Raw genomic sequence first — 26,054 nt, 5'->3', positions numbered from 1 at the left:
AAAGCTATTTTTTTAAGTAATACGCATTTAAATACAATAAATGCTGTTTGTAAATATGTGTCAGAATTAAAATATGTCATGCTTGCGGTAAACTAAAATGCTAGTTATAAAAAAAAGCCAAAACCCTTACTTTTTATGCGGTTAAACCTTACTGCCATGTCCCAAATAAAATATAGTTTAGTAACTGTAATTTTATTAGGATACCATGATTAGATATTATGTGCTTATAATAGGGATAAGCTTTATAACTGTTGGGTGTAAAATGGGCGCATTGCACCAGGTAAGCCAAACCCCAACCCAACAGCAAATACCTTTGGGCAGTGTGGGGCTGGACAAGGATTTTATTTTGCAGAGCAGTTTTAACAGTGCTGCCATACCCAGTTATAAAGACCCCATAAAACTTACCGTATTGGTAACGCCCTTTACTAAACAAACCCATAAAGCCTTTTTAAAGGCCCAGGCCTTGCAGCCTGCTAACGTTGCAGTGAATTTTATTGACTCTTTAGCGGTAAAACCAAGCTACCTACAGCTTAAGATAGCCGATAAGGTAGCCCTTTTAAAGGCCCTTAACAGCCCTACCAACCAAGGCGTAAAAGCTTATTTAAGTCATGATAAATCGGCCAATATTGTTGCCAGCATATCCATGGCCTTTAATGCCCCCCAACAAGACCTGATACAACAGGCCGATGCCGTTTTTTTAGTAGAAAAAGGACTAAAAAGCTATGCCCTACAGCTCTATAAAGAAAATAAGAAAACAGCGGTTATATGGTTTAACCAAGGGGTGGTGTTTGCGTACAAAACCGCCCACTGCTGCTGGCAGGAAAATAGCCGACATAGCTTAGATATTGTAGACCTTGTAAGCGCCTTTAATAACTGCCCCGGTAAAACGTATTTAAATGCAGCCCATGCTAAGAAAGATCTTAAACCTTTTTAAAATGATTAAAAAAATAGGACATAACATAGCGGCTTTAGGATTCCTAATATTGGGCCTAAGCGCCTGCGAGCACATTACCGAGGTGCCAGACATTTCGGCAAAAACGGTTGTAGTGCTGGCACCAAAGCATGAAACCGTTATAGACAGCATGGCCACATTTACTTGGGAAGCTCTTGAAGATGCCGATAGCTACCATTTGCAGATTGCGACCCCATCTTTTGAAAACGCTCAGGAAATCAAGGCCGATACCTTGGTTGAAAAAACGAGTTACACCCTAAATCTAAATGCAGGAAATTACGAATGGCGCATTAATGCGGAGAACTCGGGGTATAAAACGGACTATGTTATACAGAAATTTATAGTAGAATAGAATAATCTTTAAAACCATATCATATGAAAAAAATATATGTATTAGCCTTTATTACTTTCTTTTGGGGTAAGTCTCATTCGCAGAACTATTTCTCTTTTAATGGAAACGCAGATGTATTATTTAGATATGAGCCAAGGGGGTCAGGTGGTCGAGCTTTGGTTCATGATTCAGGAAATGTTTTATCATTTAACTATGGAGGCGATTTTACTGGCGGTACAAGAGTGTATGGGAGTGAATTGACTGTGGATGGAAATTTAGGAATCGGAACAACAAACCCTCTGGAAAAATTACATATTAATGGAAGTATTAGGGGTAATGCAGCAGGTGGGGCCCTTAGAATAAATTCATACAATGGTTACATTGATGTTGGTGCGCAAAATGCAGGTTGGGCTCACATATATACGGATAGACCAAAGATTATATTTAACAAACCAGTATACTCAACCGTAAATACATTTAGCTCATATGATAATGATTTAATACTTCAAACTAAAGGGATAAATCGATTAATTATTGATGATGCTAATGGCAACGTCGGCATCGGCACCACCAACCCCGACGAAAAACTAGCCGTTAACGGCAACATCCACACCAAGGAAGTCCGTGTCGATTTAACGGGCTGGAGCGACTTCGTGTTCCATAGTAATTATAAACTCCCCACACTCCAAGAAGTAGAACAACATATTAAGGAACAGGGACACTTAAAAGATATCCCCTCGGCTACTGAGGTAGCAGAGCATGGCATTCTGTTGGGAGAAATGGACTCCAAATTATTGCAGAAAATTGAGGAGCTAACGCTTTATACGATTGAGCAGCAAAAGGAAATAGAAAATCTTAAAAAAGAAAATAAAGAATTAACAGCTTTATCAAAAAGATTGTCTGAAATAGAAAAGTTACTAAACAACAAAAACTAATCAATAATGAAAAAGCAACAAATTTATATAATGCTATGTAGTGCATTCTTATCATTATGTACACAAGCACAAAGCAATACGTTTCCGTCTTCTGGGAATGTGGGGATTGGTACAACTAGTCCTATTGAAAAATTAGATGTTATTGGAGCTATAAGGATACTAGATGGATCCGATGAAGCTAAGTTTAGAACATCAAATACAAATTCATACTCTGAGATTTTTTGGGGTGATGATATGACTGATAGGTTTAGATTTTTTTTTAATTATTGGAATGGGACCTCTGAAGATAAGGAAGTTATGACTTTGTTGGGTTCTGGCAACGTCGGCATCGGCACCACCAACCCCGACGAAAAACTAGCCGTTAACGGCAACATCCACACCAAGGAAGTCCGTGTCGATTTAACAGGCTGGAGCGACTTTGTGTTCCACAAAGATTATAACCTGCCCACACTCCAAGAAGTAGAACAACATATTAAGGAACAGGGACACTTAAAAGATATCCCCTCGGCTACTGAGGTAGCAGAGCATGGGATATTATTGGGAGAAATGAACTCCAAACTATTGCAGAAAATTGAGGAACTAACGCTTTATACGATTGAGCAGCAAAAGCTTATAGAATCCCAATCAAAAGCAATTGAAGAATTGCAAGAAAAATTAAAAATGATACAATTATGAAAAGAATCATACTTTTTTTAGGATTTACTATCTCCTCATTAATGAGCATTTCTCAAACTATTATAGCCAACCCTCAAGATACAAATTCTGAAGGCGGGGAACTTCAACTAATGAATAGTAATTCTAATTATAATAAATGGCATATAGATAATTATCAAGGAAACCTTCGGTTTTTTCATGATGGTGTTGTTTACTTTAATGTTTATCCATCAGGAGATTTGAGATTATATAAGAATTTGGGAATTGGGACTAGCCCATCCTCAAATTTTAATGCAGAATCGTTGATTAATCTTAAATCAGTTGGCAATTCAGAAATTGTGTTAGACCATACGGATGGAGGAATAACATCAGATATTGGAATCTTATCTTTCGAGAGGAATGGAGACCATTTAGCGCACGTGAAGGCCTCACACGATAACTCTATATCCTCAGTATTTCTTTCTTTTCATACCCAATCTGACGGTGGAAACTTTTCAAATTTAAATAGTAACGAGAGGATGCGTATTACATCAAATGGCAATGTAGGCATCGGCACCACAACCCCCGACGAAAAACTGGCCGTTAACGGCAACATCCACACCAAGGAAGTCCGTGTCGATTTAACAGGCTGGAGTGACTTCGTGTTCCACAAAGATTATAACCTGCCCACACTCCAAGAAGTAGAACAACATATTAAGGAACAGGGACACTTAAAAGATATCCCCTCGGCTACAGAGGTAGCAGAGCATGGTATTCTTTTGGGAGAAATGGACTCTAAACTGTTGCAGAAAATTGAGGAATTGACGCTTTATACCATTGAGCAGCAAAAGGAAATTGAAACCTTAAAGGTTACAATAAAAATTCTAGAAAAAGAAAATACAGAACTAAAAATACTTTCTGAAAGATTAAACAATCTTGAAAAATTACTAGAAACTAAAAATAATTAAATCTATGAAAAGACTTTGCTTTTTGATTTTTCTTATATGTAATCTTGTGTTAGCGCAAATTACTGATACTGGAAGTAATGTTGGAATTGGAATAACATCTCCTCAAGCAAAATTAGATATACAAGGAACATCTCAAGGTGCAGCTAATGCCGGTTCTTTAAGAATTTTAGGTTCTGGACCTGCAAATTTGCGGATTGGAACACTGAATGATTACTCTTGGGTTCAATCACACGGAAGTAGACCTTTATACATTAATGAATTAGGAAATAATATAATTTTGAACAAAGATGCAGGAAATGTAGGTGTAGGCACCACCACCCCCGACGAAAAACTGGCCGTAAACGGCAACATCCACACCAAGGAAGTCCGTGTCGATTTAACAGGCTGGAGTGACTTTGTATTCCACAGTAATTATAAACTCCCCACACTTCAAGAAGTTGAACAGCATATTAAAGATTATGGACACTTAAAAGATATTCCTTCTGCAGCCGAGGTGGAAGAGCATGGTATTTTGTTGGGGGAAATGAATGCTAAACTGTTGCAGAAGATTGAGGAATTGACGCTTTATACGATTGAGCAGCAAAAGCTTATAGAATCCCAATCAAAAGCAATTGAAGAATTACAAGAAAAAACTAAAAAACTATAGATATGAAGGGAAAGCTGATTTTTATATTAATGTTGATTTGTCAATCAGTTATGTTGTCACAAGAGCTAGTCTGGAATATGGATAACAATTCAACTAATATTGGCGAAAGAATTGTAGCCGTTATTGATGCTGAAACTATAGGTGCTTATGATGGAGTGGCTATTGCTGGAGAAATAATCGATAACAATGGCAATTGGGGATATTCTACTCCAACCAAAGCAAATTTTACTTGTCATATAAAATTTTCAAATGGTATAGGTTATGAGGTTTTACAAGATAGAGTGACTAACAACATTGTATTAGGCATACGTAAAATATCAAATTCAAAAGTTCATTTAATAGCTAATATGCCTTTTGCCCATAAGTCGGCTTTAGTTATTTTTAGGATTGTAGAGGCAAATGGTGTTACTGCTACTATGGGTAGCCCAACGGTTATTGATAACTCTGGAGAATTACTTCTTTCTGAACCTATCTATCAATCTACTTATTCAGGCAATGTCGGCATCGGCACCACCACTCCCGACGAAAGACTGGCCGTAAACGGAAACATCCACACCAAGGAAGTCCGTGTCGATTTAACAGGCTGGAGCGACTTCGTGTTCCACAAAGATTATAACCTGCCCACACTCCAAGAAGTAGAACAACATATTAAGGAACAGGGACACTTAAAAGATATCCCCTCGGCAACTGAGGTAGCAGAGCATGGCATTCTGTTGGGAGAAATGGACTCCAAACTATTGCAGAAAATTGAGGAACTAACGCTTTACACCATAAACCAGGAAAAGCGTATAAAATCTTTAGAAGCCAAAAACCAAAAACTGATTGAATTGGTAGAACGTTTATTGACAGCCCAAGGTGACAAATAAAACCAAAACATATATACTTTTAGCTTTTGTACTGGTTATATGGGGCATAATAGGGTATAAAATAGTAGCAACTGTAAACCCCGATGCCCCTGTTAGTCCAGCGTCAGACTTTCGGGTTGCGTTTGCTCCAACGGCTATAACAACAGATACTTTTTCTATACAACCTGCGGAAAGGGATCCCTTTCTAGGGACGTTGTTTGCTAAAAAAGCCGTGGTTAAAACACCTAAACCTCCAAAAAAAGCACCTGTAGATTGGGTGCCGATTGTATATCATGGAAACATTGTTAAGGCAGGGGATAAGGTACAACTGTTTATAGTATCAATACAAGGGAGTCAGCATATCTTAAAAGTGGGACAAACAGTTGCAGGGGTAACTTTGGTTAAGGGTACGGCTACCCGCATTGAGGTCACTTTTAAAGGTGCCCGGAAAACCATTTTAAAATCATGAAGCCCTTAAAGCTAAAAGCAGGAGCCTTGCAATTTGCCATGTTTGTAACCGTGGTCGTGGCCCTGTTGTTGGGTGGGTTTATCATCTTTATACATACCTATAAAAGCTTTAAAACCAATACCCATAACGTTATACAGACCGTTAAAAATACTAATAAAGCCATGCAGTATGCTTTGCAAAATACCCTTGCAGACCACGATACGCTTTTGGTAACAGAAGATAATTTTAAGACCCTAAAAGTACACCGCAATTATTGGGGCCTATTTGAAAAAATTACGGCCATAGCCACTACAAAAAACAAAACCTTTAAAAAACTGGCCCTGGTAGGAGCCCAGCAGCCCCCATTGGACCGCGTGGGGCTGTACTTAGAAGATAATAACAGGCCTTTGGTATTGGTAGGGCACACAAAAATACAAGGAGTGGCCTACCTGCCCGAACAGGGCGTGCGCACGGGGCATGTTGCGGGTCATTCCTATTATGGCAATCAACTTATTTATGGCACCACCAAAACCAGTACTGTTTTGCCAACCATAAACCCCAAGTTATGGGATGCGGTAAAAGACCTACCAGCGTATACCCACCATATTAATCCAGATCAGTTTATAGACTTAAACCACAAGCGCGTTTACCAACAATCCTTTTACAAGCCCTTAAAGGTGGTTTACAGCACGGCGGATATTCATCTGTCTGGAGTATCGCTAACCGGACATATTTTAGTACAATCTAAAACCCGTATTACCATAGATGCCTCTGCTATCCTGAAGGATGTTGTTTTGCAGGCCCCTATTATAGAAGTGAAAGATTATGTAGCGGGGGTATTTCAGGCCTTTGCAACAAAAAACATTACAGTTGGCAGCCATAGCAAGTTGTATTACCCATCGGCTTTGGTTTTAAGGGAGCAGCCAAAAACCTTGGCGAGTACTAACCAACAACAAGACACCCCATTGATTAAAATAAACAAGGGCGCAGTGGTTAAGGGTATTGTAGCTTATTTGGGCACTACTAAGAATTACCAACCACAAATTTTTATTGATGAAGCTGCCACGGTTACCGGAGAAGTGTATTGCAATAAGAACCTGGAACTTTTGGGAAGTGTGCAGGGCAGTGTTTTTACATCGGGTTTTGTAGCCAGCCAGTCAGGGTCCGTGTACCAAAACCATATCTATAATGGAAGCATACAGGTGGATACGTTGCCACAGGAATATGCCGGTTTGTTATTGGAAAACACCAAAAAAGCAATAGCCAAATGGTTGTACTAAAAAAAATAAAGGCATCTACCTTGATGGAAACATTGGTGGCAACCGTGCTCATTGTCGTTATCTTTATGATAGCCAGCCTGATCCTGAACAATTTGTTTTCCAGTACTGCCAAAGGTAATACCAAGGGTATTGAAGCCCAATTAAATGAATTGCAGTATCTATACAGCAATGAAAAGCTTTTGTTGCCTTATGATACGGAGTATCAATCTTGGAACATCACCGTGAACAAGCAAACGACACAACATAAAAGCACCATACTATTTGAAGCTGTCAACACACAGACCCAACAAACCCTAAGCAGAGCGACCTTTGAAAACTAAGCACAACATACCGGCCTTTACATTAAGTGAAATGATTGTGGTAATCATTATAACCAGTATGGTGATGGGCATGGCCTTTTCGGTATTGAACCTTGTACAAAGGCACCTAAGCAGCATTCAAGATAACTTAGAGCGGAACACCGAATTGAATAAACTGGAACAATTGCTGTGGCTGGATTTTAACCGCTATTCAAAAATTAAATACCACCCGCATAAAAGCACTGTGGTTTTAACAACGGCCATAGATTCGGTTACCTATACCTTTAATGCCAAAGCCATTATTAGGGCCCAGGATACCTTTAATATACCAATACAACAAAAAAGCTTCTTTTTTGAAGGCAAGGCAGTGCCCAGTGGCATGCTAGACGCCATTAAAATAGAAACCACCACCGCATACCAAAGCCAGCCACTTTTTGTATGGAAACAAAATGACGCATCATTATTTATAAACTAATGGCATTTCAGTTAGACAACATATCCAGGTCCGCATCGGTAAAAAAAGAAACAACCGAGTCCGTTTCATTTCTAAAAAAAGAAATCACCCTCTTTAACAAACCCTTTTCCAACAAGACCAAAGAAGACTTCTATACCGAGCTTAGTGTTTTGCTCAAGGCAGGTGTGGCATTAAAGGATGGCTTAGACCTTATTGAAAATTCCCAAAAGAAAAACGCCAGTAAAGCCATTATTAAGGATATAGCCCAGGCCATAGTTTCGGGCCAAACCCTATCAGAAGCATTAAGGGGCCAAAAGCCCTTTACCAGTTATGAATTCTACTCCATAAAAATAGGAGAAGAAACCGGTACCCTGGCCCAGGTAACAGAACAATTGGGCAGCTTTTTTGCCAGTAAGAACGAACAGCGCCGCAACTTAATAAGTGCTTTAACTTACCCCATCATTATCCTTAGTACCGCTGTTTTGGTGGTGGTATTTATGCTGCAGTATGTGGTGCCCATGTTTCAGGACATTTTTAAGCAGCAAGGTGTAGAGTTACCAGCCATTACAAAAGGTATTATAGCCATATCGGGGTTTGTAAAAAGCTATGGTTGGCTACTGCTCTTGATGTTGCTGGTTGCCATAGCATCGCAATCCATTTTAAACAAAAGAAAACGCTATAAACAACTCAAGGACACCTTGATTTTAAAACTTCCCTTTGTGGGCCATTTTGTAAAGACCATTTATTTGTTACAATTTACGCAGGCAATATCTTTGCTCACAGCTTCTAAAGTACCGGTTGTAAATAGCATACAATTGGTAAAACAAATGATTCAGTTTTATCCCCTGCAAGCTGCCCTGGAAACTGTGGAGCAGCATATTATAAAAGGGGCTTCCTTAAGCGCCAGTTTAAGCAAGCACAAGTTATTTGACCAAAAAATGATAGCCTTGGTTAAAGTGGCCGAAGAGACTAACCAAACGGAATTTGTGTTTAAAAGACTCCATATGCAATACCATACACAGGTGCAGCAGCAATCTAAAACCCTTTCCACACTTATGGAACCCTTTATTATTTTGATTGTGGGCATTTTAGTGGGCGTTATTTTGGTAGCGATGTATTTGCCTATGTTTAAATTGAGTAGTGTGATGGGGTAGTGTAATACATTTAAACCTTTAATAAATGAATACAAACAATCACTTAATAATTAAGAAGGTTTAAAGAATAAAAAAAGAGGACAATTATCAGAAAATTTGAAATTGTCCTCTTTAGTGGAGTCGGAGAGAATCGAACTCTCGTCCAAACAAGTAACCAAAGGGCTTTCTACACGTTTATTCTTTTCTTGGGTTTTCGATTGCAAGCTGGTTAAAGACCACCTACTTGCAACTTAGCTTCTTAAGTTTCAACTGGGCATCAAAGCGCTACCCAATCTATGTTAACTTTTACGATGCCTCATAAAAGAACGCCGTTAACCAAGGCTTTCAAGAGACATTTAGCTTTCACGCCTTGCGTGACTAGGCAATCTTACTATAATTCAGATTAAGCAGCTAAAGCGTAGTTATTCTCGCCGTTTAAAGTTTGACCTAGCCTTTTACGTGTTTCAAAGTCATTACACGACGTGCTTACCGTTTAATTAATCTCGCTGTCAAAACCAGTCGACCCCAATTTGGTAAGGATTGCAAAGGTATAAAAAAGATATGAGATTTTCAGTAGTGATCGTAGTTTACAGTCTCAGTCGCAGTCTCAGTCGCAGTCTCAGTCTCGGTCTCGGTCGCCAGTACTTACTAAAAACTACCACCGAGAACTGGAAACTATGAGACCAAAGTACTTACCCTAGCTTAATATCCAAGTCTTTTTCATTATGTATTCTTGTTCACGTTTTGTTATTCATTGCGTGATGTTATAGCGTCTGCCCTGCTCAATACAATAACATCTCCTGCTTTGGTGGCAATGTCGTACTCATACACGGCTTTTACGGAAGTATTGAGTAAGGCTTCACCAGCGTGTATTAGTGGTGTTTTTATGGTATCTGTAAAGAAAAAAGGATTGGGGTTATTGCCAGAAGCTTCTACAAGTCCCTCAGCTTTTAAAGGGACGTACGATCGAATGCGGCAATTACCTTCTAAATTAGATTGTATGGTGGCCAGTGCTATGCTACCACCTTCCCAACGTAGGTCCACTTTAAAACCACCACGGGCCTTTAGGCCTTTAATGGCGCCTTCTTGCCAAGTGTCTGGTAGGGCGGGTAGTAAATGAATGGCACCGTCGTGACTTTGCATGAGCATTTCGGTAATGCCCGAGGTACAGCCAAAGTTACCATCAATTTGAAATGGGGGATGGGCATCGAACAGGTTGGGGTAAGTACCGCCTTGTTCGCCAGTTTCCTGTAGGGCGGGCGTTAACTGGTCAGAAATTAATTTTAAGGCATGGTTGCCATCTTGGAAGCGTGCCCAGAGGTTGACTTTCCAGCCCATAGACCAACCTGTAGATGCATCGCCACGTGCTAATAAGGACGTTTTAGCTGCCGAAAATAATTCGGGCGAACGGTAAGGCGATATTTGGTTGGATGGGAAAAACCCATAGAGGTGCGATACATGGCGGTGCTTGTCATCTTGCCGGTCCCAATCGTGCATCCATTCCTGTAATTGTCCCCATTGCCCCACCTGCATGGGGGGCAGTTGGGCCCTTAGGGTTTTTAAGCTATCGGCATAGGCCGTGTCGATTCCCAAAATTTCAGAGGCTTTAATAACATTGCTAAATACATCAAACACCAATTGGTTGTCCATGGTGGTGCCCCCCGCAATACTGGTTTTAGAGTGGTGGGCATTTTCGGGCGACATGGACGGGCAAACTACCAGCCAGTTATGCTCGGGCTCGGTTTGCAAGATGTCCTTGTAAAACAAGGAAACGCCTTTTAAAATGGGATACTGTTGCTTTAAAAAAGCGTCATCGCCCGTATAAACATAGTGGTACCATAAATGCTGACTCAGCCAAGCGCCACCCATGGGCCAAAGGCCATAAAAGCCACCATCAACCACACCGGCAATACGCCAAATATCGGTGTTATGGTGGATGTTCCAACCACTGGCACCGTACATTTTGGAAGCGGCCGCTTGCCCGGTTTTGGAGATATCCTTAATAAGATCGAACAAGGGTTCGTGCATTTCTGATAGGTTGGTAGATTCTGCTGGCCAGTAGTTCATTTCGGTATTGATATTCACGGTGTATTTGCTGTCCCATGGCGGGTTAATTCTATGGTTCCATATCCCCTGAAGATTGGCAGCTTGGGTACCGGGTTGCGAACTGGAAATAAGTAGATAACGGCCAAATTGGTAATATAGTGCTACCAATTGGGGGTCGTTCCCTTTGTTGAATTGCGCCAAGCGTACATTGGTTGGGTTGTGTATAGAATCGGTATAACCTAAGTTAATAGCCACACGATCAAAATACTTTTTATATTGTTTGGTATGGGCTGCTTCTAATTCAGAATATGTCTTGGGGTAGGCTGCATCCAATAAAGTTTGCGATTTTAAATGTGCATTACCGGAAATATCTCTATAGCTTTTAAAATTGGTACCCATAGAGATGTAGATAACCGCTTTATCTGCTTGGCTTACTACCAATGTACTATCGGTACTGCTTAGGGAGCCACCTGTAAGCTTGGGCTTAACCAAACTGGTAAAGGCCACTCGCCCCGTTTTATTTTCGATGGTGCTGGTAAGTCCTTCAAGTTTTAAGGTTTGGTGCGTTACAGAAACCGTTTTTTGGGTATGCGAACTCTCCATTGCCAAGGTAAAGTTAACCGAGGCAGGGGTATTGGCCGAGATTTCAATGGCAATAACATCGTCAGTTAACGATGCCAATAGCTTGCGGGTATAGGTGACGTTTCCAATCTTATAGGTTACCCGGGCCGTGGCATTACCAATATTTAGGCTTCTGTGGTAATCTGTAACCTCTTGGTCTTTGGGGAAGTGTATTTTTAAATTGCCAACAGGCTGGTAGCACATCCCGTAATTATTTCCAGCCTCGGCGTGACGTGGCAGGCAAGTATTGGCCAACACCTGGGCTTCTTGGTGTTTGCCTTCAAAGATAAGTTTTCTAATTTCTGGTAGCTTGTCTTTTATAGCAGGTAAGATATTGTTACCTGGTTCGCCCGCCCAAACGGTTTCTTCATTGAGTTGGATGGTTTCAGTATCTGTACCACCATATACCATGGCACCCAAGCGACCATTACCAATGGGCAGGGCCTCTTCCCAAAGGCTTGCCGGATGGGTATACCATAAGCTCATGGGGTTGTTATTGGGTGGCGTATCGGTTTTAGGGTTGGACTTGCAGTTTAATAGGGTACCCGAAATTAGTAAGATTAGAAAAAGTCTTGTGGTCATTGTTAGTTAAGTTGAGAAAAAATAGTCTTGTTTTTTAAAATATACATAGTTGCGGCTGTAAATAATAATTAGAATGTCCTGTTCAGGTTATTTTATGGATATATTATTGAATGGGCTTATTGGTTGAGGTTACACAGTCTATTTTCCAAGTATCGCCATATTTCTTGTAAATGGTAGTCCATGCAAAATGGGTGGTATCCTCTACAGGGTTATCGTTTTCATCCTTATAGGTAAGCACTACAATTTTATCGACAATGGTATAGGCCATACTGCCATCATCTGAAAATTTAATGATGGGCTCGGAAACATCATCCCACTTGCTGAATTCAACCGAAGAAAAGTAATTATGGTATCTAGAAATGTTTTTTGCCTTTTGGGGTTTACTAATTACCCCTTTATTTACCGATATAAAATTATCTGAAAGTTGGTTGGCAAAGTTGATGGAATCTTTTTCAAAATGATAGGTGCGTTGCGCATGGTGAAGCGCCAATATTTTTTTGGTATCCTTTTCTATAGCATTTTTTTTAACGGAGTTGCAGGATAAAAATATTACTAGGATGGATGCTAGGCACCATATAGGGTGGCGGGTTACGTTCATTTTTTTTGATTCAAGTTTTTAGCTTAGATGATTTACCGTCTAATTTAATAAATTTAAGTGAACTTGTTAAAAGTTTGTATAAGCCTATAAATCCACTTATTTTCGTGCCAACACCGAAAAAGATGGGTTATTAAATTTTAGAACATTATGAAGTTTGCCATTATAAAAGAACGTAAAAACCCGCCAGACAGGCGGGTTGTATTTTCACCCAGTGCCTTGTTAAAGGCCAAGCAGCAGTTTGAAGCGGCTGAATTTGTGGTTGAGACTTCAAATATTAGGGTGTTTCCTGATGCCAGTTATACAGATGCAGGCTTTAAAGTGACCAACGCTATTAGCGATGCCGATGTGATGATTGGGGTTAAAGAGGTGCCGATTGATAATTTGATACCTAATAAAGTTTACTTTTTCTTTTCGCATACCATTAAAAAGCAACCCTATAATAGAAAATTACTGCAGGCTATTTTAAACAAGAACATTATGCTGTACGACCATGAAACGATTGTGAACGACAAAGGATTTCGTTTGATTGGTTTTGGGCGCTATGCTGGTATTGTTGGCACCTATAATGGCTTTAGGGCCTGGGGCTTAAAATATAACAGTTGGCAGCTGCCCAAGGCAGAAACTTTGGAGGACCAACAGGCCTTGATTAAGGTTTTACGTTCTATAAGTTTGCCAAACATAAAAATAGTGCTTACTGGTAGTGGAAAAGTATCCCATGGTGCCCGGGAAATGTTGGATGCGATGGGGATTGCATCGGTTTCTGTTGACGATTATTTGAACAACCATTTTAATGAACCTGTGTATTGCAATATTGATGTGTTGGACTATAATAAACGTAAGGACGGTAAGGTTTTGGATAATTTTGATTTTTTTAATCACCCCGAGGCTTACCAATCAGACTTCATGCGTTTTGCGAAGGTATCCGATTTTTATATAGCGGGTCACTTTTATGGTGATGGTGCCCCATATTTGTATACGCGCGAGGATGTGAGGTCTCCCGATTTTAATTTGAAAGTGGTGGCCGATATAAGTTGTGATGTAGATGGCCCAGTAGCGACCACATTGAGAGCTTCTACTATAGCCGACCCAATTTATGGTTACGACCCACAAACGGAAACCGAAATATACTATAAAGACCCTAAGGCCATTGTAGTAATGGCAGTTGATAACTTGCCCTGTGAGCTGCCAAAAGATGCCAGCGAAGGCTTTGGAGAGATGTTTTTAGAACATGTGCTCCCCGCTTTTTTTAACCAGGATGCCAATGGGGTGCTGGCACGTGCCAAAATAACCGCGCATGGCAAATTAACGGAGCGGTTTGCGTATTTACAGGATTATGTGGACGGGAAGTAAACATCTTACCAAGTTTTTTATTTAACATTGCTTTTAAAGTTACTGAAAATTGATTATCTTATAAGTTAAATAACTGATTATTAACTTAAAAGAACTGTATCATGAATCCAGTATCAATTTTTGCGATTTTTATTGTGGTATTCCTATTATCTGGGATACGCATTATTTTTGAATACAAACGCGCTTTAAAATTCAGATTTGGTAAGCATATTAGTACCTTAAAACCTGGGTTTAGATGGGTTATTCCACTGGTAGAAACCATACAAATAGTAGATATTAGGGTGATTACCATTAATGTGGTTTCCCAAGAAGTTATGACAGAAGATAATGTACCTTGCAGTATTGATGGTGTTGTATTTTTTAAAGTGGTTAACCCTGAAATGGCCGTATTGGAAGTAGAGGAATATAATTTTGCAATTACACAATTATCTCAAGCAGCATTGCGGGATGTGTGCGGTAAGGTAGAATTGGATACTATTTTGTCTAAACGTGAGGAAATGGGTAAGAATATTAAAAATATAGTGGAGGTAGAAACCAAGGAATGGGGCATTGAAATTATTGATGTAAAGATTAAGGATATACAATTACCAGAGAATATGCGACGTATGATGGCCAATCAAGCCGAAGCAGAACGCTCTAGAAGAGCGCGTATTATTTTAGCACTAGCTGAAGAACAGGCAGCCGGAAAACTATTAGAAGCAGGTAAGCTTATAGACCAGTCGCCCTCCGCTATTAAATTACGACTCTATCAAACCTTATCGAATATAGCCTCTGAAAAGAATTCTACGATACTGTTCCCGTTTCCTGAAGAAGTATTGCATAGAAGTAACAAAGCGGCTGCTAAAGCTGAGCATTCCTAATTAATTATAGTATAATATTGGAATGTAATGGGGGAATTTTAGTAATTTTCGTGGTTTTAAGGATATATTATTAATGATACCCCTATGAAACCCATAGATACTTATTTCTTAAACCAAAAGGAACCTTACCAATCCATCATGTTATATGTAAGGAGCGTGATATTAAATACATTACCTGAAGTAGAGGAGCGTTACAGTTATAAGATTCCGTTTTATAACTGCCACAAAAAACCCATGTTATACTTGAATATTTTAAAGGGTACCCAGTATGTAGATGTAGCCTTTGTTCAGGGGGTGCTTCTGGAAAAACAGTTTCCTGTTTTAAAGAATAATAATAACCGCAAGCAAGTGCGTTCTATACAACTTAAAAGTCTTGAGGATTTAGACCATGATAATTTTGTGGCCCTATTACACGCAGCTTCTAAATTATTGGCCACTAGCAAAAAGGCTTGGTTTATTTAAGTATGTCCCTTGGTCTTTTTCTTTAATTTAAAGAAGACATATAGTGTTATTAAGGATAGAACTATCCAAAAACTATCTATAAAAAACACTTGGAATTGATGATCCCGTATGGCATTCCAAATCCAATTACCAGTGGTAATACCATTTATTATTGGAATTGATAAACCTAAAATGCTGCCCCATAGCAAGCTGCTTTGGTTAGTATAATCTAGGTTCTTCTTTATTATAAAATACACAGAGAGCAAAAGCCAACCAATAAAATAAAAGCTGTAAATAACATGCTGTCCTGCTGGATGGAACAGTTTAACAGCTATAAACGATAAGGCCGTTGTGGGATACATGCTTAGACAAATGGCCAAATAAATGTTTACGACATGCAAGTTAAAACGCCGTTGTTTTTCGGGAATATGCTTTTTATTGCGTGCTACCAACCAAATCATAACCCCCGAAATAATTACAAAACAAGAAATTAACCCTAAAATAAAGCTGATGATTTTTAAGGCATAGCCTCCATAATCGGCAAAATGTAATCTGTAAAGCGTGTTTTTTACACCATCTAGATAGGAGGTTTGTGCTATGGGGTCTTTTTTGGAAACCAAAGTATTAGAATTGACTTTGTAAATGGCTTCCCCAATACCATTAAACTGATCTTTGTAATTTAAATGACCATTTACCAAAACATGCATATTAGCATTCCCATAATTGAAAATATGTATTTCGGTAATATTGAAATCATCCCACATGGCCTGGGTTCTTTTTACATAATCATTAACATTAAAGGTGGTGTTCAATACCTTGGTTTTTAAATGGTATTGTGGGTGGCTGTAACCTAAGTCCTCATAAAACTTAGCTTGATCCCCCTCGTACAATACCATAACATTGGGGGCTACAATAAGCAGTTTAATCATAAAAAAGGCACCAGTTACAGCATAGACAAATTGAAAAGGAAGGCCCAACATACCCAATGCTGTATGGGCGTCTGTCCACAAGGTTTTTATTTTTTCAAAGGGGCGGAAGACATAAAAGTTGGAAATAATTTTTTTCCAATGTACTAACACACCTGTTACAATGGCGAATAGAAAAAATAAGGCTATAAACCCTGACAAATAATACCCTACGGGGTAGGGGATTTGTGCCAAGAAATGAAGCCTATATAGAAACTCGCCAAGGGTATAGGAATCTTTATATTGATGTTTGGTAAACTGTTGGGTGTTTAAATAGAAAAACAGTGGGGTTTTAGCAGTTGCAGGAGCCAAGCTATCTTTAGAAGCCCCTATAGATACGCTAACCCGCTGTTCTACATGGTATTTTCTAAATTCAATATCCCTGCCATATAGAGCATGTTGTTGGCTAAGTGAATCTAAAGCGGCATCAACATCCAATTGAATGGCCTCGGTAGGTTCTACAGATTCATTGCGTTCCCAATTGACAATCTCATCTCTAAAAAATGAAAAAGAACCAGTAAAAAAGATAACGTAAAGCACAACGCTGATAACAATACCGCTTACGGTATGGGTATGGAATAAGATGTTATAGGTTCTTTGTTTCATAGTTAATAGTTGTTAGTGGATAGTTGCTGATTGTCATTCTGACTGAGTGAGGAAGGACGAGCGACGAGGAATCTCATGATTAAATATTACTAAAGTAAATTATAATAGAAAACACCAAACTAACAGCCAGATAAATACCCCATACCCTCCAACCATTTTTTGCCAAAAAAGCTACCACCATCAATGCTACCCATAGTATAAAACTGGTGTAGGTTGATGTGATGATAATGGTTACATGATCTACCCAAAACGACAAAGCTAAATGGCTGGTAGTGGTTACTAAATACCCTCCTAAAAAGCCAGCTGTTATCTTAGCAAAGCGTTGCCAGTTTGATGATAAGTATTTTGGGTTAGCGGGCATGTTATAAGATGTTATTCGTATATAAAACTTCAACAAAAAGTGATAAAGCAAAACATGCTATTACAAGCTTGGGTTTAAAAAAATGGATAGGGTTTAATATAACAATTAAACTACCCAAAGTCATTAAACCAATAAAGAACATAAAAAGACCAGCACCAAACCCCAGACAATAGCAAAATAAAACACTAGAGGCCATAAGTAACACCAAACCAATGGCTTTAGCGGTAGAACTGTTATAAGCTGCCCAGTTTTTAACCATGGTTTTTCGTGTTTTAGTGATTCTTTTAGATGTATAATAGAACATATAAAAGGCTAAAAAAAGAATGAGGAGTGCTGCTGAAATCATGTTAATAATATTAAAGGGTGTTACAGAATGGTGTAAGTAACACAGTGCCAAACAAATTCGTAAGGCTCGTTTTTATATATGCCTGGTACTTCTTCCTTTATAGTAGTTTCTATAATGTATTTTGTATTCCAAGGGCGTTTAAATTGTACCATGCCATTAGTGTCTGTTTCCAGGGTTTTGCTCCATAAATCTGCCACATAAATTGTTAGCTCGTTGTTGGCAAGCGGTTTGTTTTTGTAGAGTACTTGAAGTTTGGTTTCGGCATTGGTGGTTGAAACATCTTTTACCGTAATACCCGTTTGGTTTATAGCGGCGGTGTGGTTTGTAGTTTCGCCTATTTGAACTTTAGCTACCGAGTGGTAATGGGTTTTAAAGATGCCAAAATTATATTGTGTATAATCAATTACATCAATGGCATCGTTATTTAAGATTACTGAATAGGTACCGTTGGACATGGGTGTGAATGAGGCTGAATAAAAATCTTCTTGGGGTGATACCTCTAACAGGGTTTTGTTGCCCTCAGCATCAATAACCCAAAGGGTGAAATCTTTTACTTTAGGGAATGCTTCTCCTTTTACTTGTTCTATAACTCCGTAAGTGTATTCTCCATAAAAAACTTTTATACGGTGTTCTAAGCCAATAGATCCTGAAGGATTGGTCTCAATCCAAAGATAATGTGCAAAGGATGGCATTGTTGCAATTAGTACTAAACTGATTGTTAAAATTATTTTTTTCATTTGTTGTTGTTTTTAAGTGTAAAAAGCAGTCCTCTTTTTTTTTAAAAGAGGACTGCATAAAAGCCATAACTTATGATGCTTTAATAGCAGACATGATTAATAAAATAATTTAAAAGCTATAAGTAATGGTTAAGCGTCCGTTAATACCAGGTTCAGACTGCCAGTATAAATAGCTACCGTAATTAGAACCCGAGTATAAGTATTCGTCTAGTATGTTGTTTACATTTAGTTGTACACGCACATTCTTATTTTTCCAGGAAAGTGCGCCATCCAATCTAAAGTAGTCTGGTAAATCGGTTTGGTTATCTGCGCCCCAAGCCCATGAAGAACGATCTATTTGGTATTGATAGCCTAATGAGGCACCAAAGCCATTAAGGGTTGAGGTTTGGGCAAAGTTATAATTTAACCACCCATTTGTTATATGCTTGGCATGGCCCGCTATTCTATTGCCAACAACATCTGGGTTTTGGTCTTTGGTAATTTCTACATTGGTATTTGCATAGTTTAATACGATGTTTAATTCTGGTGTAACCTCTCCTTGTATATCAAATTCAATACCTTTGGATTGTACTTCTCCTAATTCAATAACAGAATTTCCAGAAGGGTCTGCGGGATCAGAAAACGCAATATTTTGTTTTGTTATTTGATAAGCCCCCAAAGAAGCTCTAAGACGACCATCAAAAAAGCGCTTCTTGAAACCACCCTCGATATCTATAGCATCAACAGGGTTTACAAGATTGCCCTCAATAGTTCTACCAGCTTGTGGTAAAAATGACTGATCGTATAATGCATAAGCTGTAAGTGTAGGAAGAATGTTTATACTTAAACCAACTCTAGGTGTAAACTCTGTATCGTTATCAGGTTTTCCTAAAGTTGTTAAGTTGGTGTATCTACCGGCTAGTGTTAATCGTATTTTATCTTCTAAAAATCCAATCTCATCTTGTAGATATACCGATCTTACTATAAAACCATTATATGGTGTACCACCATTTCTGTGTCTAATGTTTGAAGTTAAAAAACTTGGTGTGCCTGAAGTACCATAGGTAGGATTGTAAATGTTAAAAGGAGCAGTTTGATCTACAACGTAGGCAGCTTGTGTAAAGTCTGCCCAATACGCTTTGTCTGTAAAATCAAAACCAGTTAAAATTTTATGTGTTAAGGAACCCGTTTTAAATGTACCGTTTAAGAAGGCTTGGAAGTATTTTCCCAAAGACAGGGCATCCCAATCGTAAATAAATCTTGTGGCATCACCTCCAGGGGTAATACTGGCCCAGGCTGAATAACCATCTTGGTCATATCTTAAATAGTTAAACTTTGCTTCTACATCCCAATTCTTGGAAAAGGCATGTTTAAAACTTGTAAAGAATACAACTTGTTCAATATCTGTCGCCGGATAATTGGTGTCTACAAACTTAAAGTCCCTATCCAAGCTTCCATAGCCATCTTCAGTAGGTGCAAATATATAGGCGGCGCCAATTAAGCTTTCTGCTTTTTCAAAATTCAATTCTGTCGTTAATGATGTTTTATCTGAAAGATTAAAAGTTAAAGCAGGTGCTATGGCAAAGCGATCTACATTTTCATCGCCTCTATGTGAATCTGTAGTTTGATACATGCCATTGAAGCGATACAAGATGTTACCACTTTTGGTTAATTTGCCCCCAAAATCTACAGCGCCTCTAAAAAAATCAAAACTACCACCAGAAAGTGAGATGTTGGCAACGCTGTTTGCCGTTGGTTTTTTAGTGACTATGTTATAAAATCCGCCAGGTTCTCCTGCCGACATCATAAAGCCTGAAGGTCCTTTAACAAATTCTACTCGGTCTACAAGACTCATATCTTCAGCTAAAGGCCCCCAAGTATCCAGAAAGTTAAAACCATTTCTAAAAGCGGGTATTCTAAACCCTCTCATGTTTATTCTGGCAAAGTGTCCCCAATGTTCTATCATGGTTACACCACTAACATTTCTTATAACACCATCCATAATACTTGTTGCTTGTTGGTCTTGTAACAATTCGCTACTAATTACCTGGATGTTTTGAGGAAGCTTAATCAATTCACCTTTTAAACGTAAGGAAGAAGATGTTTCCCTTTGTACATATTTGTTGTTCTTTTTATGTCCGTTAACAACAACTTCGCTTAGTTCTTCTTCGCTATCATTTAGAACAATGGTGGGTATTGTAGTAGTTTGCTCGCTAACTACAGTAATAGTAATATTTTGACTTTTATAGCCAATGTACGATATGCTTAAGGTATATGTGCCAGCATCAATACCATTTATACTATAGCTGCCAGTATTGTTTGTAACAGTACCAACCCCCAAATTATTTATTGAGATATTAACATTGGATAGGGGTTTTTCTTGACTGGAAATGACTTTTCCTTTAATGTTTCCTTTTTGTGCATACATAGATGCAGAAAAAATAATTGTTGTTAAGAGTATTAATTTATTTATCATTACTTTTGTTATTTATATTTAGTCTAAATAAGTTTAGTGCAAAAATAGAATGGTTTTTTAATTAATAAATGACGCGATTTGGAAAAAAAAAGACGCAAAGGCAAAAAGTTTAATCAGATAGATTTGGTGGATTTGGAGCTTAATTTAAAAGCATATATTTCTAAAGAAATAGATAGAACCGAGGAAGAAGGCTTGTTGCGGGTAACATACAAAGTATTATCAAAATTTGGAAAGGGTAGTATTGTAGAGTTTTGCTTTAGTGGCATTACCCTATCTATTAGTAAATTTATACTGAATAATGATTTTATTATTTATAATAAGAGTGAGAAAAACAAGCTTCAATTGTCTTTTTTATTGGAAGGTGAAAAAATAATATGTATTGATAATCAAAAAGAAGAGTTTCCTTATGGAAGTCATGAATCTTATATGGCGTTTATTAAAACATATCATGGGTATAATAAAATTTTTGGGGACAAGCCATTTAAAGAGATTAAGATAACCTTGCCAGATTGTTTTTTAGAGAACTATGGTTTAAAACAAGGTGTTGATTTTAAAGAAGTTACCGATAAAAACTTAATCATTCCTATTACCAATGATTTATTTACGGTACTATCGGCTTTTGATACTAAGCACATAGGTGTTACTAAAAAACTACTATTGGAATCGAAAGTATTGGAAATTGTGGCACTACAGATAGAAAATTATAAACAATCTCATTCCAAAAACCTTAAAGACCTAAACCAAAAGAAAATAAAAAGACTCTATCAATTAAAACAGCATTTAAAGGATCATTTGCATATAAACTACTCAATTAATCAATTATCTAGGGAGTTTGGATTAAATGAAACAGAATTAAAATATGAATTTAAGCGGGTTTTTGAATGTACTATAAATCAATATCACATGTTAGAAAAAATGCGAAGGGCCAAATATTTATTGCAAAATACTGAACTCCCTATCTACCAGATAGCTGAAGAAGTTGGATATAAAAATGCGACCCACTTTAGTGCTGCGTTTAAACGCTTTTTTAACGAAACCCCTAGAGTATGTAGATCTAAAATATAAAGCTGTTAGATTCTAAAGATTCCACCAATAGCTATAATACGTTGTAAATAAAAGAAATGCTGTGAAGCACTTTCAAGTATATTGCTAGTGGTTCTAATATCGGGCATATCAATATAGCCTCCCTTTAAATCGGTTTCAATGAAAAAATGTTTAAAAAATGTAAAGATAAAACCGGCATTAAGAGAAAAGCCATATCCTGCAAGATGGAATTCATCATACCGATCTTTTTCAAGTAAAGTAGTATTTGTTTTAGGGTAAAGAACACCCCCTCCAATACCTTCTGTAATATTTATTTGAAATTTATCAATATTCCTGATATTAAAGATTGAAGAAATATCATCCATACGAGCAATCTCTATATACACATAGTTTAAACCATTGGTATGTTCAAATTTTAAAAAGTCTTCCGAAACTAAAAACGATTCATTATTATAGTCACCATTATATATAGCCCCGTCTTCATTGCTAGGAAGGTTTATGGAACCATCTAGCTTTCTGTTTTCATTACGTTGCATGACATATTTCATATGATCGACTCCTAATGAGATAACATATTTATTAGATATAAAGTATCCTATTTTAATATTGGTTTGAGGTATAGTAATACGTGTTGGATTAATATAGTCAACATGCCAGCCTTTGGGTTTATCTTTTGCTGTAGCTTCTTTAATAGTAAAGTCGTAGTTTTCACCTTTAAACCGAATATCTGATTTTGTATAGGATTCTCGATTACCACCCCAGCTAATAAAGAATTTGCCCTTTTGGTTTGCCATATATTTTATAGGTTGAGTTTCTTGTGCCGAAGTTTGAATGAAAATTAATAGAATGGCTAAACCTATAAAAGGCTTTAGATGGTTTTTTATCATGTAAAATATGTTTACAGGGCGTTAATGGTTTTTCTAATAGCTACTAAATTTGTAAGCAGTTTTTCTAAATTATCTAGATGTAGCATATTAGCGCCATCACTTTTTGCATTTGCTGGGTCAAAATGTGTTTCAATAAACAATCCATCTACATGGTTAACCACGCCAGCCCTGGCAATAGTTTCAATCATCTCAGGTCTACCACCAGTAACACCTGTACTTTGATTAGGTTGTTGTAAGGAATGTGTAACATCTAGAACAGTTGGTGCGTATTGGCGCATGGTAGGAATGCCCCTAAAATCTACAATCATGTCTTGATAGCCGAACATAGTGCCCCTGTCTGTAATCCAGGCATTGTTGTTGCCAGAGTCCTTAACTTTTTGTACTGCATGTTTCATGGCTTCGGGACTCATAAACTGGCCTTTTTTAAGATTTATAACCTTACCTGTTTTAGCTGCAGCAACAACCAAGTCGGTTTGTCGAACCAAAAAAGCAGGAATTTGTAGTACATCTACATATTGTGCAGCCAATGCCGCATCAGATATTTCATGTATATCTGTTATGGTAGGTATGTTAAAGGTGTTAGATACTTTTTTTAGGATATTTAGAGCCTTTTCATTTCCAATACCAGTAAAGCTGTCCACCCTACTGCGATTGGCTTTTTTAAAACTACCTTTAAATATATAAGGTATTTCTAGTTTTTCTGTAATGCCAACTACTTTTTCTGCAATTCGCAAAGCCATATCCTCGCCCTCAATAGCACAAGGGCCACATAAAAGGAAAAAATTGTTTGAAAGGCTATGCTTTATGTTTGGAATGTCTTGAAGAATCATCAACTTAAAGGTGAAATATTTTAAGCGACAAATATAGGCATTTTTAAAATGCGCTTTTTAAACTATTCCTAATAATCCATAAAGCCATTAATAGATTGCTAAAAACAAACAAGCCACCGTAGAAGGCAATGTCTTCTGGACTGGAAATAAGGCCGACTCCCCGATATAGATCCAAAAGGTATGCTACCACCAGATATGATGACAGACAAACAAAGGTGATACCCAGTGTAAAGTTTAGGTTTTTATTGGGTTTTATAATTTGCCATAAAAAGGGAGTGGCAAACAATAAAATAGGATAGGCTGAAATGCCTACTGTTTTATTAACGTTAGTAAACCAATAGATAGTTACTACTATAAAATAGAGATAGGGGATAAACTTTGAATACTTATTAAAATATTTCATTTTTGAGAGATTGAGAGGTTTAAATGTGCAATTTACTTTTGCTAAGATATTAAATAATTAAAATATACTTAGTTGCTTATATTCAGTATATTAACGAAAATTAAAAAAACAAATTATATTAAGATTAAATAATAGCATTTATTTAACCAAATAACAAAATATGGTGTACCTTTGCACGCTTAAAATAAGGCACTATTATGGCTAACATTAAAAACATAGCAATCATTGCTCACGTAGACCACGGTAAGACCACTTTGGTTGATAAAATTATGTATCACTGTCAATTATTCAGAGAAAATGAAAATACGGGTGATCTTATACTTGATAATAATGATCTAGAGCGCGAAAGAGGTATTACCATTACATCTAAAAACGTTTCAGTAATATATAAAGACACAAAAATTAATATTATTGATACTCCAGGTCACGCCGATTTTGGTGGTGAAGTAGAGCGTGTCCTTAATATGGCTGATGGTGTGTTATTATTAGTTGATGCCTTTGAAGGCCCTATGCCGCAAACACGCTTTGTGTTACAAAAGGCTATCGACTTAGGTTTAAAGCCTTGTGTGGTTATTAACAAGGTTGATAAAGAAAACTGTACCCCTGATGAAGTGCACGAAAAGGTGTTTGACCTTATGTTTGAATTAGGAGCTGAAGAATGGCAATTGGATTTTCCAACGGTTTATGGATCAGCTAAAAACAATTGGATGAGTGAAGATTGGAATAATCAAACAGAAAATATAGAACCTTTATTGGATATGGTTATTGAACATATTCCTGCCCCTAAGATTGAGTCGGGTACTACACAAATGTTAATTACATCGTTGGATTATTCATCTTTTACGGGAAGAATAGCTATAGGACGATTAACAAGAGGTGAATTAAAGGCGGGACAAAATATTTCTTTAGTAAAAAGAAATGGAAGCATTGTTAAGTCTAAAATAAAAGAGCTACATATTTTTGAGGGTCTAGGGCGTAAAAAAGTTGAGGAAGTACAAACTGGAGATATCTGTGCCATTGTAGGACTTGAAGGTTTTGAGATTGGTGATACAGTAGCTGATTTTGAAACCCCCCAAGGGTTAAAAACCATAGCTATTGATGAACCAACCATGAGTATGCTTTTTACCATTAATGATTCGCCATTTTTTGGAAAAGACGGTAAGTATGTAACATCTAGACATATAAAAGACCGATTAACAAAAGAACTGGAAAAAAACCTGGCACTTCGTGTGGAAGAAACGGATAGTGCTGATAAATTTATGGTTTTTGGACGCGGCGTTTTACATTTATCTGTTTTAATTGAAACTATGCGTAGGGAAGGTTATGAACTTCAAATAGGCCAGCCACAAGTAATCATTAAAGAAATTGATGGTGTAAAATGTGAGCCTGTTGAAGAAATGACCATTGATTTACCAGAGGAGGTTTCTGGTAAGGCCATTGAAATGGTGACACTGCGTAAAGGTGAAATGTTAAGTATGGAAGCCAAGGGGGAGCGTATGGTTTGTCAGTTTATAATCCCATCCAGGGGTATTATTGGTTTAAGAAATCAATTGTTAACTGCAACTGCCGGAGAGGCTATTATGGCACATCGCTTTAAAGAGTATCAGCCATTAAAAGGCGGTATTCCTGAAAGACAAAATGGAAGTTTAGTATCTATGGAAAAAGGACAGGCCATACCTTATTCTATAGACAAGTTACAAGAAAGAGGTAAGTTTTTTGTAGATCCCGGAGAGGATATTTATGAAGGCCAGGTGATTGGTGAGAATTCCCGTGGTGATGATATGACTGTAAATGTTACCAAGACCAAGAAGTTAAGCAACGTACGTTCTTCAGGAGCCGATGACAAGGCTAAGATTGTACCAGCTATCAAGTTTTCTTTAGAAGAAGCTTTAGAATATATACAAAAAGATGAATATGTTGAGGTGACCCCTAATCACTTACGATTACGTAAAATTTACTTAACCGAGGTAGAGCGAAAACGAAACAAAACTATATAAT

27 protein-coding genes and 1 other RNA gene are annotated in these 26,054 nt (G+C 37.7%); 17 read left to right on the top strand and 11 right to left on the bottom strand.

Annotation, left to right across the window (positions count from 1 at the left end):
* Positions 1 to 205: 205 nt before the first annotated feature.
* The 12 genes from AC5SR4_RS01895 to AC5SR4_RS01840 are packed head-to-tail and all read left to right on the top strand — an operon-like array spanning position 206 to position 8,945.
* Positions 206 to 934 carry a hypothetical protein gene (locus AC5SR4_RS01895; RefSeq protein ID WP_495357847.1) on the top strand — a complete coding sequence of 243 codons (729 nt, stop codon included), beginning with the start codon at positions 206 to 208 and terminating at the stop codon, positions 932 to 934.
* A gap of 1 nt (position 935) precedes the next feature.
* Complete coding sequence (locus AC5SR4_RS01890; RefSeq protein ID WP_495357846.1) at positions 936 to 1,304, top strand: hypothetical protein; 369 nt, start codon at positions 936 to 938, stop codon at positions 1,302 to 1,304.
* Positions 1,305 to 1,327: 23 nt separating this feature from the next.
* A complete protein-coding gene (locus tag AC5SR4_RS01885) occupies positions 1,328 to 2,218 on the top strand; it encodes a hypothetical protein (protein ID WP_495357845.1) in 891 nt (296 codons plus the stop codon).
* A gap of 6 nt (positions 2,219 to 2,224) precedes the next feature.
* Positions 2,225 to 2,893, top strand: coding sequence for a hypothetical protein (locus tag AC5SR4_RS01880; protein WP_495357844.1), 669 nt, complete (start codon positions 2,225 to 2,227; stop codon positions 2,891 to 2,893).
* Positions 2,890 to 3,819: a hypothetical protein gene (locus tag AC5SR4_RS01875; RefSeq protein ID WP_495357843.1), complete on the top strand. Its 930-nt coding sequence runs from the start codon at positions 2,890 to 2,892 to the stop codon at positions 3,817 to 3,819. The genes AC5SR4_RS01880 and AC5SR4_RS01875 overlap by 4 nt, the downstream gene beginning before the upstream one ends.
* Before the next feature lie 4 nt (positions 3,820 to 3,823).
* A complete protein-coding gene (locus AC5SR4_RS01870) occupies positions 3,824 to 4,465 on the top strand; it encodes a hypothetical protein (RefSeq protein WP_495357842.1) in 642 nt (213 codons plus the stop codon).
* A 2-nt stretch (positions 4,466 to 4,467) separates the two neighbouring features.
* Positions 4,468 to 5,331, top strand: a complete 864-nt coding sequence (locus AC5SR4_RS01865; protein WP_495357841.1) for a hypothetical protein — start codon at positions 4,468 to 4,470, stop codon at positions 5,329 to 5,331.
* Positions 5,321 to 5,779 (top strand): hypothetical protein, encoded by a 459-nt coding sequence (locus AC5SR4_RS01860; RefSeq protein WP_495357840.1) that lies wholly within the window; start codon positions 5,321 to 5,323, stop codon positions 5,777 to 5,779. Before AC5SR4_RS01865 ends, AC5SR4_RS01860 begins: the two co-directional genes overlap by 11 nt.
* Positions 5,776 to 7,038, top strand: coding sequence for a hypothetical protein (locus tag AC5SR4_RS01855; RefSeq protein WP_495357839.1), 1,263 nt, complete (start codon positions 5,776 to 5,778; stop codon positions 7,036 to 7,038). Before AC5SR4_RS01860 ends, AC5SR4_RS01855 begins: the two co-directional genes overlap by 4 nt.
* Entirely contained in the window at positions 7,026 to 7,358 is a 333-nt protein-coding gene (locus tag AC5SR4_RS01850; RefSeq protein ID WP_495357838.1) for a hypothetical protein, read from the top strand. Before AC5SR4_RS01855 ends, AC5SR4_RS01850 begins: the two co-directional genes overlap by 13 nt.
* Positions 7,348 to 7,812, top strand: coding sequence for a PulJ/GspJ family protein (locus tag AC5SR4_RS01845; RefSeq protein WP_495357837.1), 465 nt, complete (start codon positions 7,348 to 7,350; stop codon positions 7,810 to 7,812). The genes AC5SR4_RS01850 and AC5SR4_RS01845 overlap by 11 nt, the downstream gene beginning before the upstream one ends.
* Entirely contained in the window at positions 7,812 to 8,945 is a 1,134-nt protein-coding gene (locus tag AC5SR4_RS01840; RefSeq protein WP_495357836.1) for a type II secretion system F family protein, read from the top strand. Before AC5SR4_RS01845 ends, AC5SR4_RS01840 begins: the two co-directional genes overlap by 1 nt.
* 112 nt (positions 8,946 to 9,057) lie before the next feature.
* Here the strand turns inward: AC5SR4_RS01840 and ssrA are convergent.
* The 3 genes from ssrA to AC5SR4_RS01825 all read right to left on the bottom strand — a co-directional run bounded on the left by ssrA (position 9,058) and on the right by AC5SR4_RS01825 (position 12,771).
* Positions 9,058 to 9,451, bottom strand: a transfer-messenger RNA (tmRNA) gene (gene ssrA, locus AC5SR4_RS01835).
* A 220-nt stretch (positions 9,452 to 9,671) separates the two neighbouring features.
* Positions 9,672 to 12,173 (bottom strand): glycoside hydrolase family 95 protein, encoded by a 2,502-nt coding sequence (locus tag AC5SR4_RS01830; protein WP_495357835.1) that lies wholly within the window; start codon positions 12,171 to 12,173, stop codon positions 9,672 to 9,674.
* A 103-nt stretch (positions 12,174 to 12,276) separates the two neighbouring features.
* On the bottom strand, positions 12,277 to 12,771 hold the full coding sequence (locus AC5SR4_RS01825) for a nuclear transport factor 2 family protein (protein ID WP_495357834.1): 495 nt from the start codon (positions 12,769 to 12,771) through the stop codon (positions 12,277 to 12,279).
* Positions 12,772 to 12,918: 147 nt separating this feature from the next.
* Between AC5SR4_RS01825 and AC5SR4_RS01820 the strand changes: the two genes are divergently transcribed.
* The 3 genes from AC5SR4_RS01820 (at position 12,919) to AC5SR4_RS01810 (ending at position 15,443) form a co-directional block, all read left to right on the top strand.
* Positions 12,919 to 14,121, top strand: coding sequence for an NAD(P)-dependent oxidoreductase (locus AC5SR4_RS01820; RefSeq protein ID WP_495357833.1), 1,203 nt, complete (start codon positions 12,919 to 12,921; stop codon positions 14,119 to 14,121).
* A 101-nt stretch (positions 14,122 to 14,222) separates the two neighbouring features.
* Positions 14,223 to 14,981 (top strand): slipin family protein, encoded by a 759-nt coding sequence (locus AC5SR4_RS01815; RefSeq protein ID WP_495357832.1) that lies wholly within the window; start codon positions 14,223 to 14,225, stop codon positions 14,979 to 14,981.
* Between the two features lie 84 nt (positions 14,982 to 15,065).
* Positions 15,066 to 15,443, top strand: a complete 378-nt coding sequence (locus AC5SR4_RS01810) for a DUF1801 domain-containing protein (RefSeq protein ID WP_495357831.1) — start codon at positions 15,066 to 15,068, stop codon at positions 15,441 to 15,443.
* On the opposite strand, the gene AC5SR4_RS01805 is transcribed toward AC5SR4_RS01810, so the two are convergent.
* The 5 genes from AC5SR4_RS01805 to AC5SR4_RS01785 form a co-directional block, all read right to left on the bottom strand.
* On the bottom strand, positions 15,440 to 16,993 hold the full coding sequence (locus AC5SR4_RS01805; protein WP_495357830.1) for a PepSY-associated TM helix domain-containing protein: 1,554 nt from the start codon (positions 16,991 to 16,993) through the stop codon (positions 15,440 to 15,442). The two genes, AC5SR4_RS01810 and AC5SR4_RS01805, sit on opposite strands and share 4 nt — an antisense overlap.
* Before the next feature lie 79 nt (positions 16,994 to 17,072).
* A complete protein-coding gene (locus tag AC5SR4_RS01800; protein ID WP_495357829.1) occupies positions 17,073 to 17,354 on the bottom strand; it encodes a hypothetical protein in 282 nt (93 codons plus the stop codon).
* A gap of 1 nt (position 17,355) precedes the next feature.
* A complete protein-coding gene (locus AC5SR4_RS01795; RefSeq protein WP_495357828.1) occupies positions 17,356 to 17,700 on the bottom strand; it encodes a hypothetical protein in 345 nt (114 codons plus the stop codon).
* Between the two features lie 20 nt (positions 17,701 to 17,720).
* Entirely contained in the window at positions 17,721 to 18,437 is a 717-nt protein-coding gene (locus AC5SR4_RS01790) for a DUF4198 domain-containing protein (RefSeq protein ID WP_495357827.1), read from the bottom strand.
* A gap of 109 nt (positions 18,438 to 18,546) precedes the next feature.
* The gene (locus tag AC5SR4_RS01785; protein WP_495357826.1) at positions 18,547 to 20,892 is read right to left on the bottom strand and encodes a TonB-dependent siderophore receptor; all 2,346 of its coding nucleotides are present in this window, start codon (positions 20,890 to 20,892) and stop codon (positions 18,547 to 18,549) included.
* A gap of 78 nt (positions 20,893 to 20,970) precedes the next feature.
* Here AC5SR4_RS01785 and AC5SR4_RS01780 point away from each other — a divergent pair, with 78 nt between their 5' ends.
* Positions 20,971 to 21,957, top strand: coding sequence for a helix-turn-helix domain-containing protein (locus tag AC5SR4_RS01780; RefSeq protein WP_495357825.1), 987 nt, complete (start codon positions 20,971 to 20,973; stop codon positions 21,955 to 21,957).
* A gap of 5 nt (positions 21,958 to 21,962) precedes the next feature.
* Here AC5SR4_RS01780 and AC5SR4_RS01775 read toward each other — a convergent pair whose 3' ends face one another.
* The 3 genes from AC5SR4_RS01775 to AC5SR4_RS01765 are packed head-to-tail and all read right to left on the bottom strand — an operon-like array spanning position 21,963 to position 24,056.
* Positions 21,963 to 22,823, bottom strand: coding sequence for a hypothetical protein (locus tag AC5SR4_RS01775; RefSeq protein ID WP_495357824.1), 861 nt, complete (start codon positions 22,821 to 22,823; stop codon positions 21,963 to 21,965).
* An 11-nt stretch (positions 22,824 to 22,834) separates the two neighbouring features.
* Positions 22,835 to 23,653 carry a 3-deoxy-8-phosphooctulonate synthase gene (kdsA, locus tag AC5SR4_RS01770; RefSeq protein WP_495359144.1) on the bottom strand — a complete coding sequence of 273 codons (819 nt, stop codon included), beginning with the start codon at positions 23,651 to 23,653 and terminating at the stop codon, positions 22,835 to 22,837.
* Positions 23,654 to 23,696: 43 nt separating this feature from the next.
* Entirely contained in the window at positions 23,697 to 24,056 is a 360-nt protein-coding gene (locus AC5SR4_RS01765; protein ID WP_495357823.1) for a hypothetical protein, read from the bottom strand.
* Positions 24,057 to 24,253: 197 nt separating this feature from the next.
* Here AC5SR4_RS01765 and typA point away from each other — a divergent pair, with 197 nt between their 5' ends.
* Positions 24,254 to 26,053 carry a translational GTPase TypA gene (gene typA / locus AC5SR4_RS01760; protein WP_495357822.1) on the top strand — a complete coding sequence of 600 codons (1,800 nt, stop codon included), beginning with the start codon at positions 24,254 to 24,256 and terminating at the stop codon, positions 26,051 to 26,053.
* The last annotated feature ends 1 nt before the right edge of the window (position 26,054 follow it).

This window comes from Aestuariibaculum scopimerae (genome assembly GCF_059428085.1).
The sequence above is the reverse complement of the archived record's forward strand: the minus strand, read 5'-3'. Positions and strand labels throughout refer to the sequence as shown.

Excerpts from the sequence above, each read along its gene's own strand:
- AC5SR4_RS01895 (WP_495357847.1), top strand. The coding sequence starts at position 206 with ATGATTAGATATTATGTGCTTATAATAGGGATAAGCTTTATAACTGTT.
- AC5SR4_RS01890 (WP_495357846.1), top strand. The coding sequence starts at position 936 with ATGATTAAAAAAATAGGACATAACATAGCGGCTTTAGGATTCCTAATA.
- AC5SR4_RS01885 (WP_495357845.1), top strand. The coding sequence starts at position 1,328 with ATGAAAAAAATATATGTATTAGCCTTTATTACTTTCTTTTGGGGTAAG.
- AC5SR4_RS01880 (WP_495357844.1), top strand. The coding sequence starts at position 2,225 with ATGAAAAAGCAACAAATTTATATAATGCTATGTAGTGCATTCTTATCA.
- AC5SR4_RS01875 (WP_495357843.1), top strand. The coding sequence starts at position 2,890 with ATGAAAAGAATCATACTTTTTTTAGGATTTACTATCTCCTCATTAATG.
- AC5SR4_RS01870 (WP_495357842.1), top strand. The coding sequence starts at position 3,824 with ATGAAAAGACTTTGCTTTTTGATTTTTCTTATATGTAATCTTGTGTTA.
- AC5SR4_RS01865 (WP_495357841.1), top strand. The coding sequence starts at position 4,468 with ATGAAGGGAAAGCTGATTTTTATATTAATGTTGATTTGTCAATCAGTT.
- AC5SR4_RS01855 (WP_495357839.1), top strand. The coding sequence starts at position 5,776 with ATGAAGCCCTTAAAGCTAAAAGCAGGAGCCTTGCAATTTGCCATGTTT.
- AC5SR4_RS01850 (WP_495357838.1), top strand. The coding sequence starts at position 7,026 with ATGGTTGTACTAAAAAAAATAAAGGCATCTACCTTGATGGAAACATTG.
- AC5SR4_RS01840 (WP_495357836.1), top strand. The coding sequence starts at position 7,812 with ATGGCATTTCAGTTAGACAACATATCCAGGTCCGCATCGGTAAAAAAA.
- AC5SR4_RS01830 (WP_495357835.1), bottom strand. The coding sequence starts at position 12,173 with ATGACCACAAGACTTTTTCTAATCTTACTAATTTCGGGTACCCTATTA.
- AC5SR4_RS01825 (WP_495357834.1), bottom strand. The coding sequence starts at position 12,771 with ATGAACGTAACCCGCCACCCTATATGGTGCCTAGCATCCATCCTAGTA.
- AC5SR4_RS01820 (WP_495357833.1), top strand. The coding sequence starts at position 12,919 with ATGAAGTTTGCCATTATAAAAGAACGTAAAAACCCGCCAGACAGGCGG.
- AC5SR4_RS01815 (WP_495357832.1), top strand. The coding sequence starts at position 14,223 with ATGAATCCAGTATCAATTTTTGCGATTTTTATTGTGGTATTCCTATTA.
- AC5SR4_RS01810 (WP_495357831.1), top strand. The coding sequence starts at position 15,066 with ATGAAACCCATAGATACTTATTTCTTAAACCAAAAGGAACCTTACCAA.
- AC5SR4_RS01805 (WP_495357830.1), bottom strand. The coding sequence starts at position 16,993 with ATGAAACAAAGAACCTATAACATCTTATTCCATACCCATACCGTAAGC.
- AC5SR4_RS01800 (WP_495357829.1), bottom strand. The coding sequence starts at position 17,354 with ATGCCCGCTAACCCAAAATACTTATCATCAAACTGGCAACGCTTTGCT.
- AC5SR4_RS01795 (WP_495357828.1), bottom strand. The coding sequence starts at position 17,700 with ATGATTTCAGCAGCACTCCTCATTCTTTTTTTAGCCTTTTATATGTTC.
- AC5SR4_RS01790 (WP_495357827.1), bottom strand. The coding sequence starts at position 18,437 with ATGAAAAAAATAATTTTAACAATCAGTTTAGTACTAATTGCAACAATG.
- AC5SR4_RS01785 (WP_495357826.1), bottom strand. The coding sequence starts at position 20,892 with ATGATAAATAAATTAATACTCTTAACAACAATTATTTTTTCTGCATCT.
- AC5SR4_RS01775 (WP_495357824.1), bottom strand. The coding sequence starts at position 22,823 with ATGATAAAAAACCATCTAAAGCCTTTTATAGGTTTAGCCATTCTATTA.
- kdsA (WP_495359144.1), bottom strand. The coding sequence starts at position 23,653 with ATGATTCTTCAAGACATTCCAAACATAAAGCATAGCCTTTCAAACAAT.
- AC5SR4_RS01765 (WP_495357823.1), bottom strand. The coding sequence starts at position 24,056 with ATGAAATATTTTAATAAGTATTCAAAGTTTATCCCCTATCTCTATTTT.
- typA (WP_495357822.1), top strand. The coding sequence starts at position 24,254 with ATGGCTAACATTAAAAACATAGCAATCATTGCTCACGTAGACCACGGT.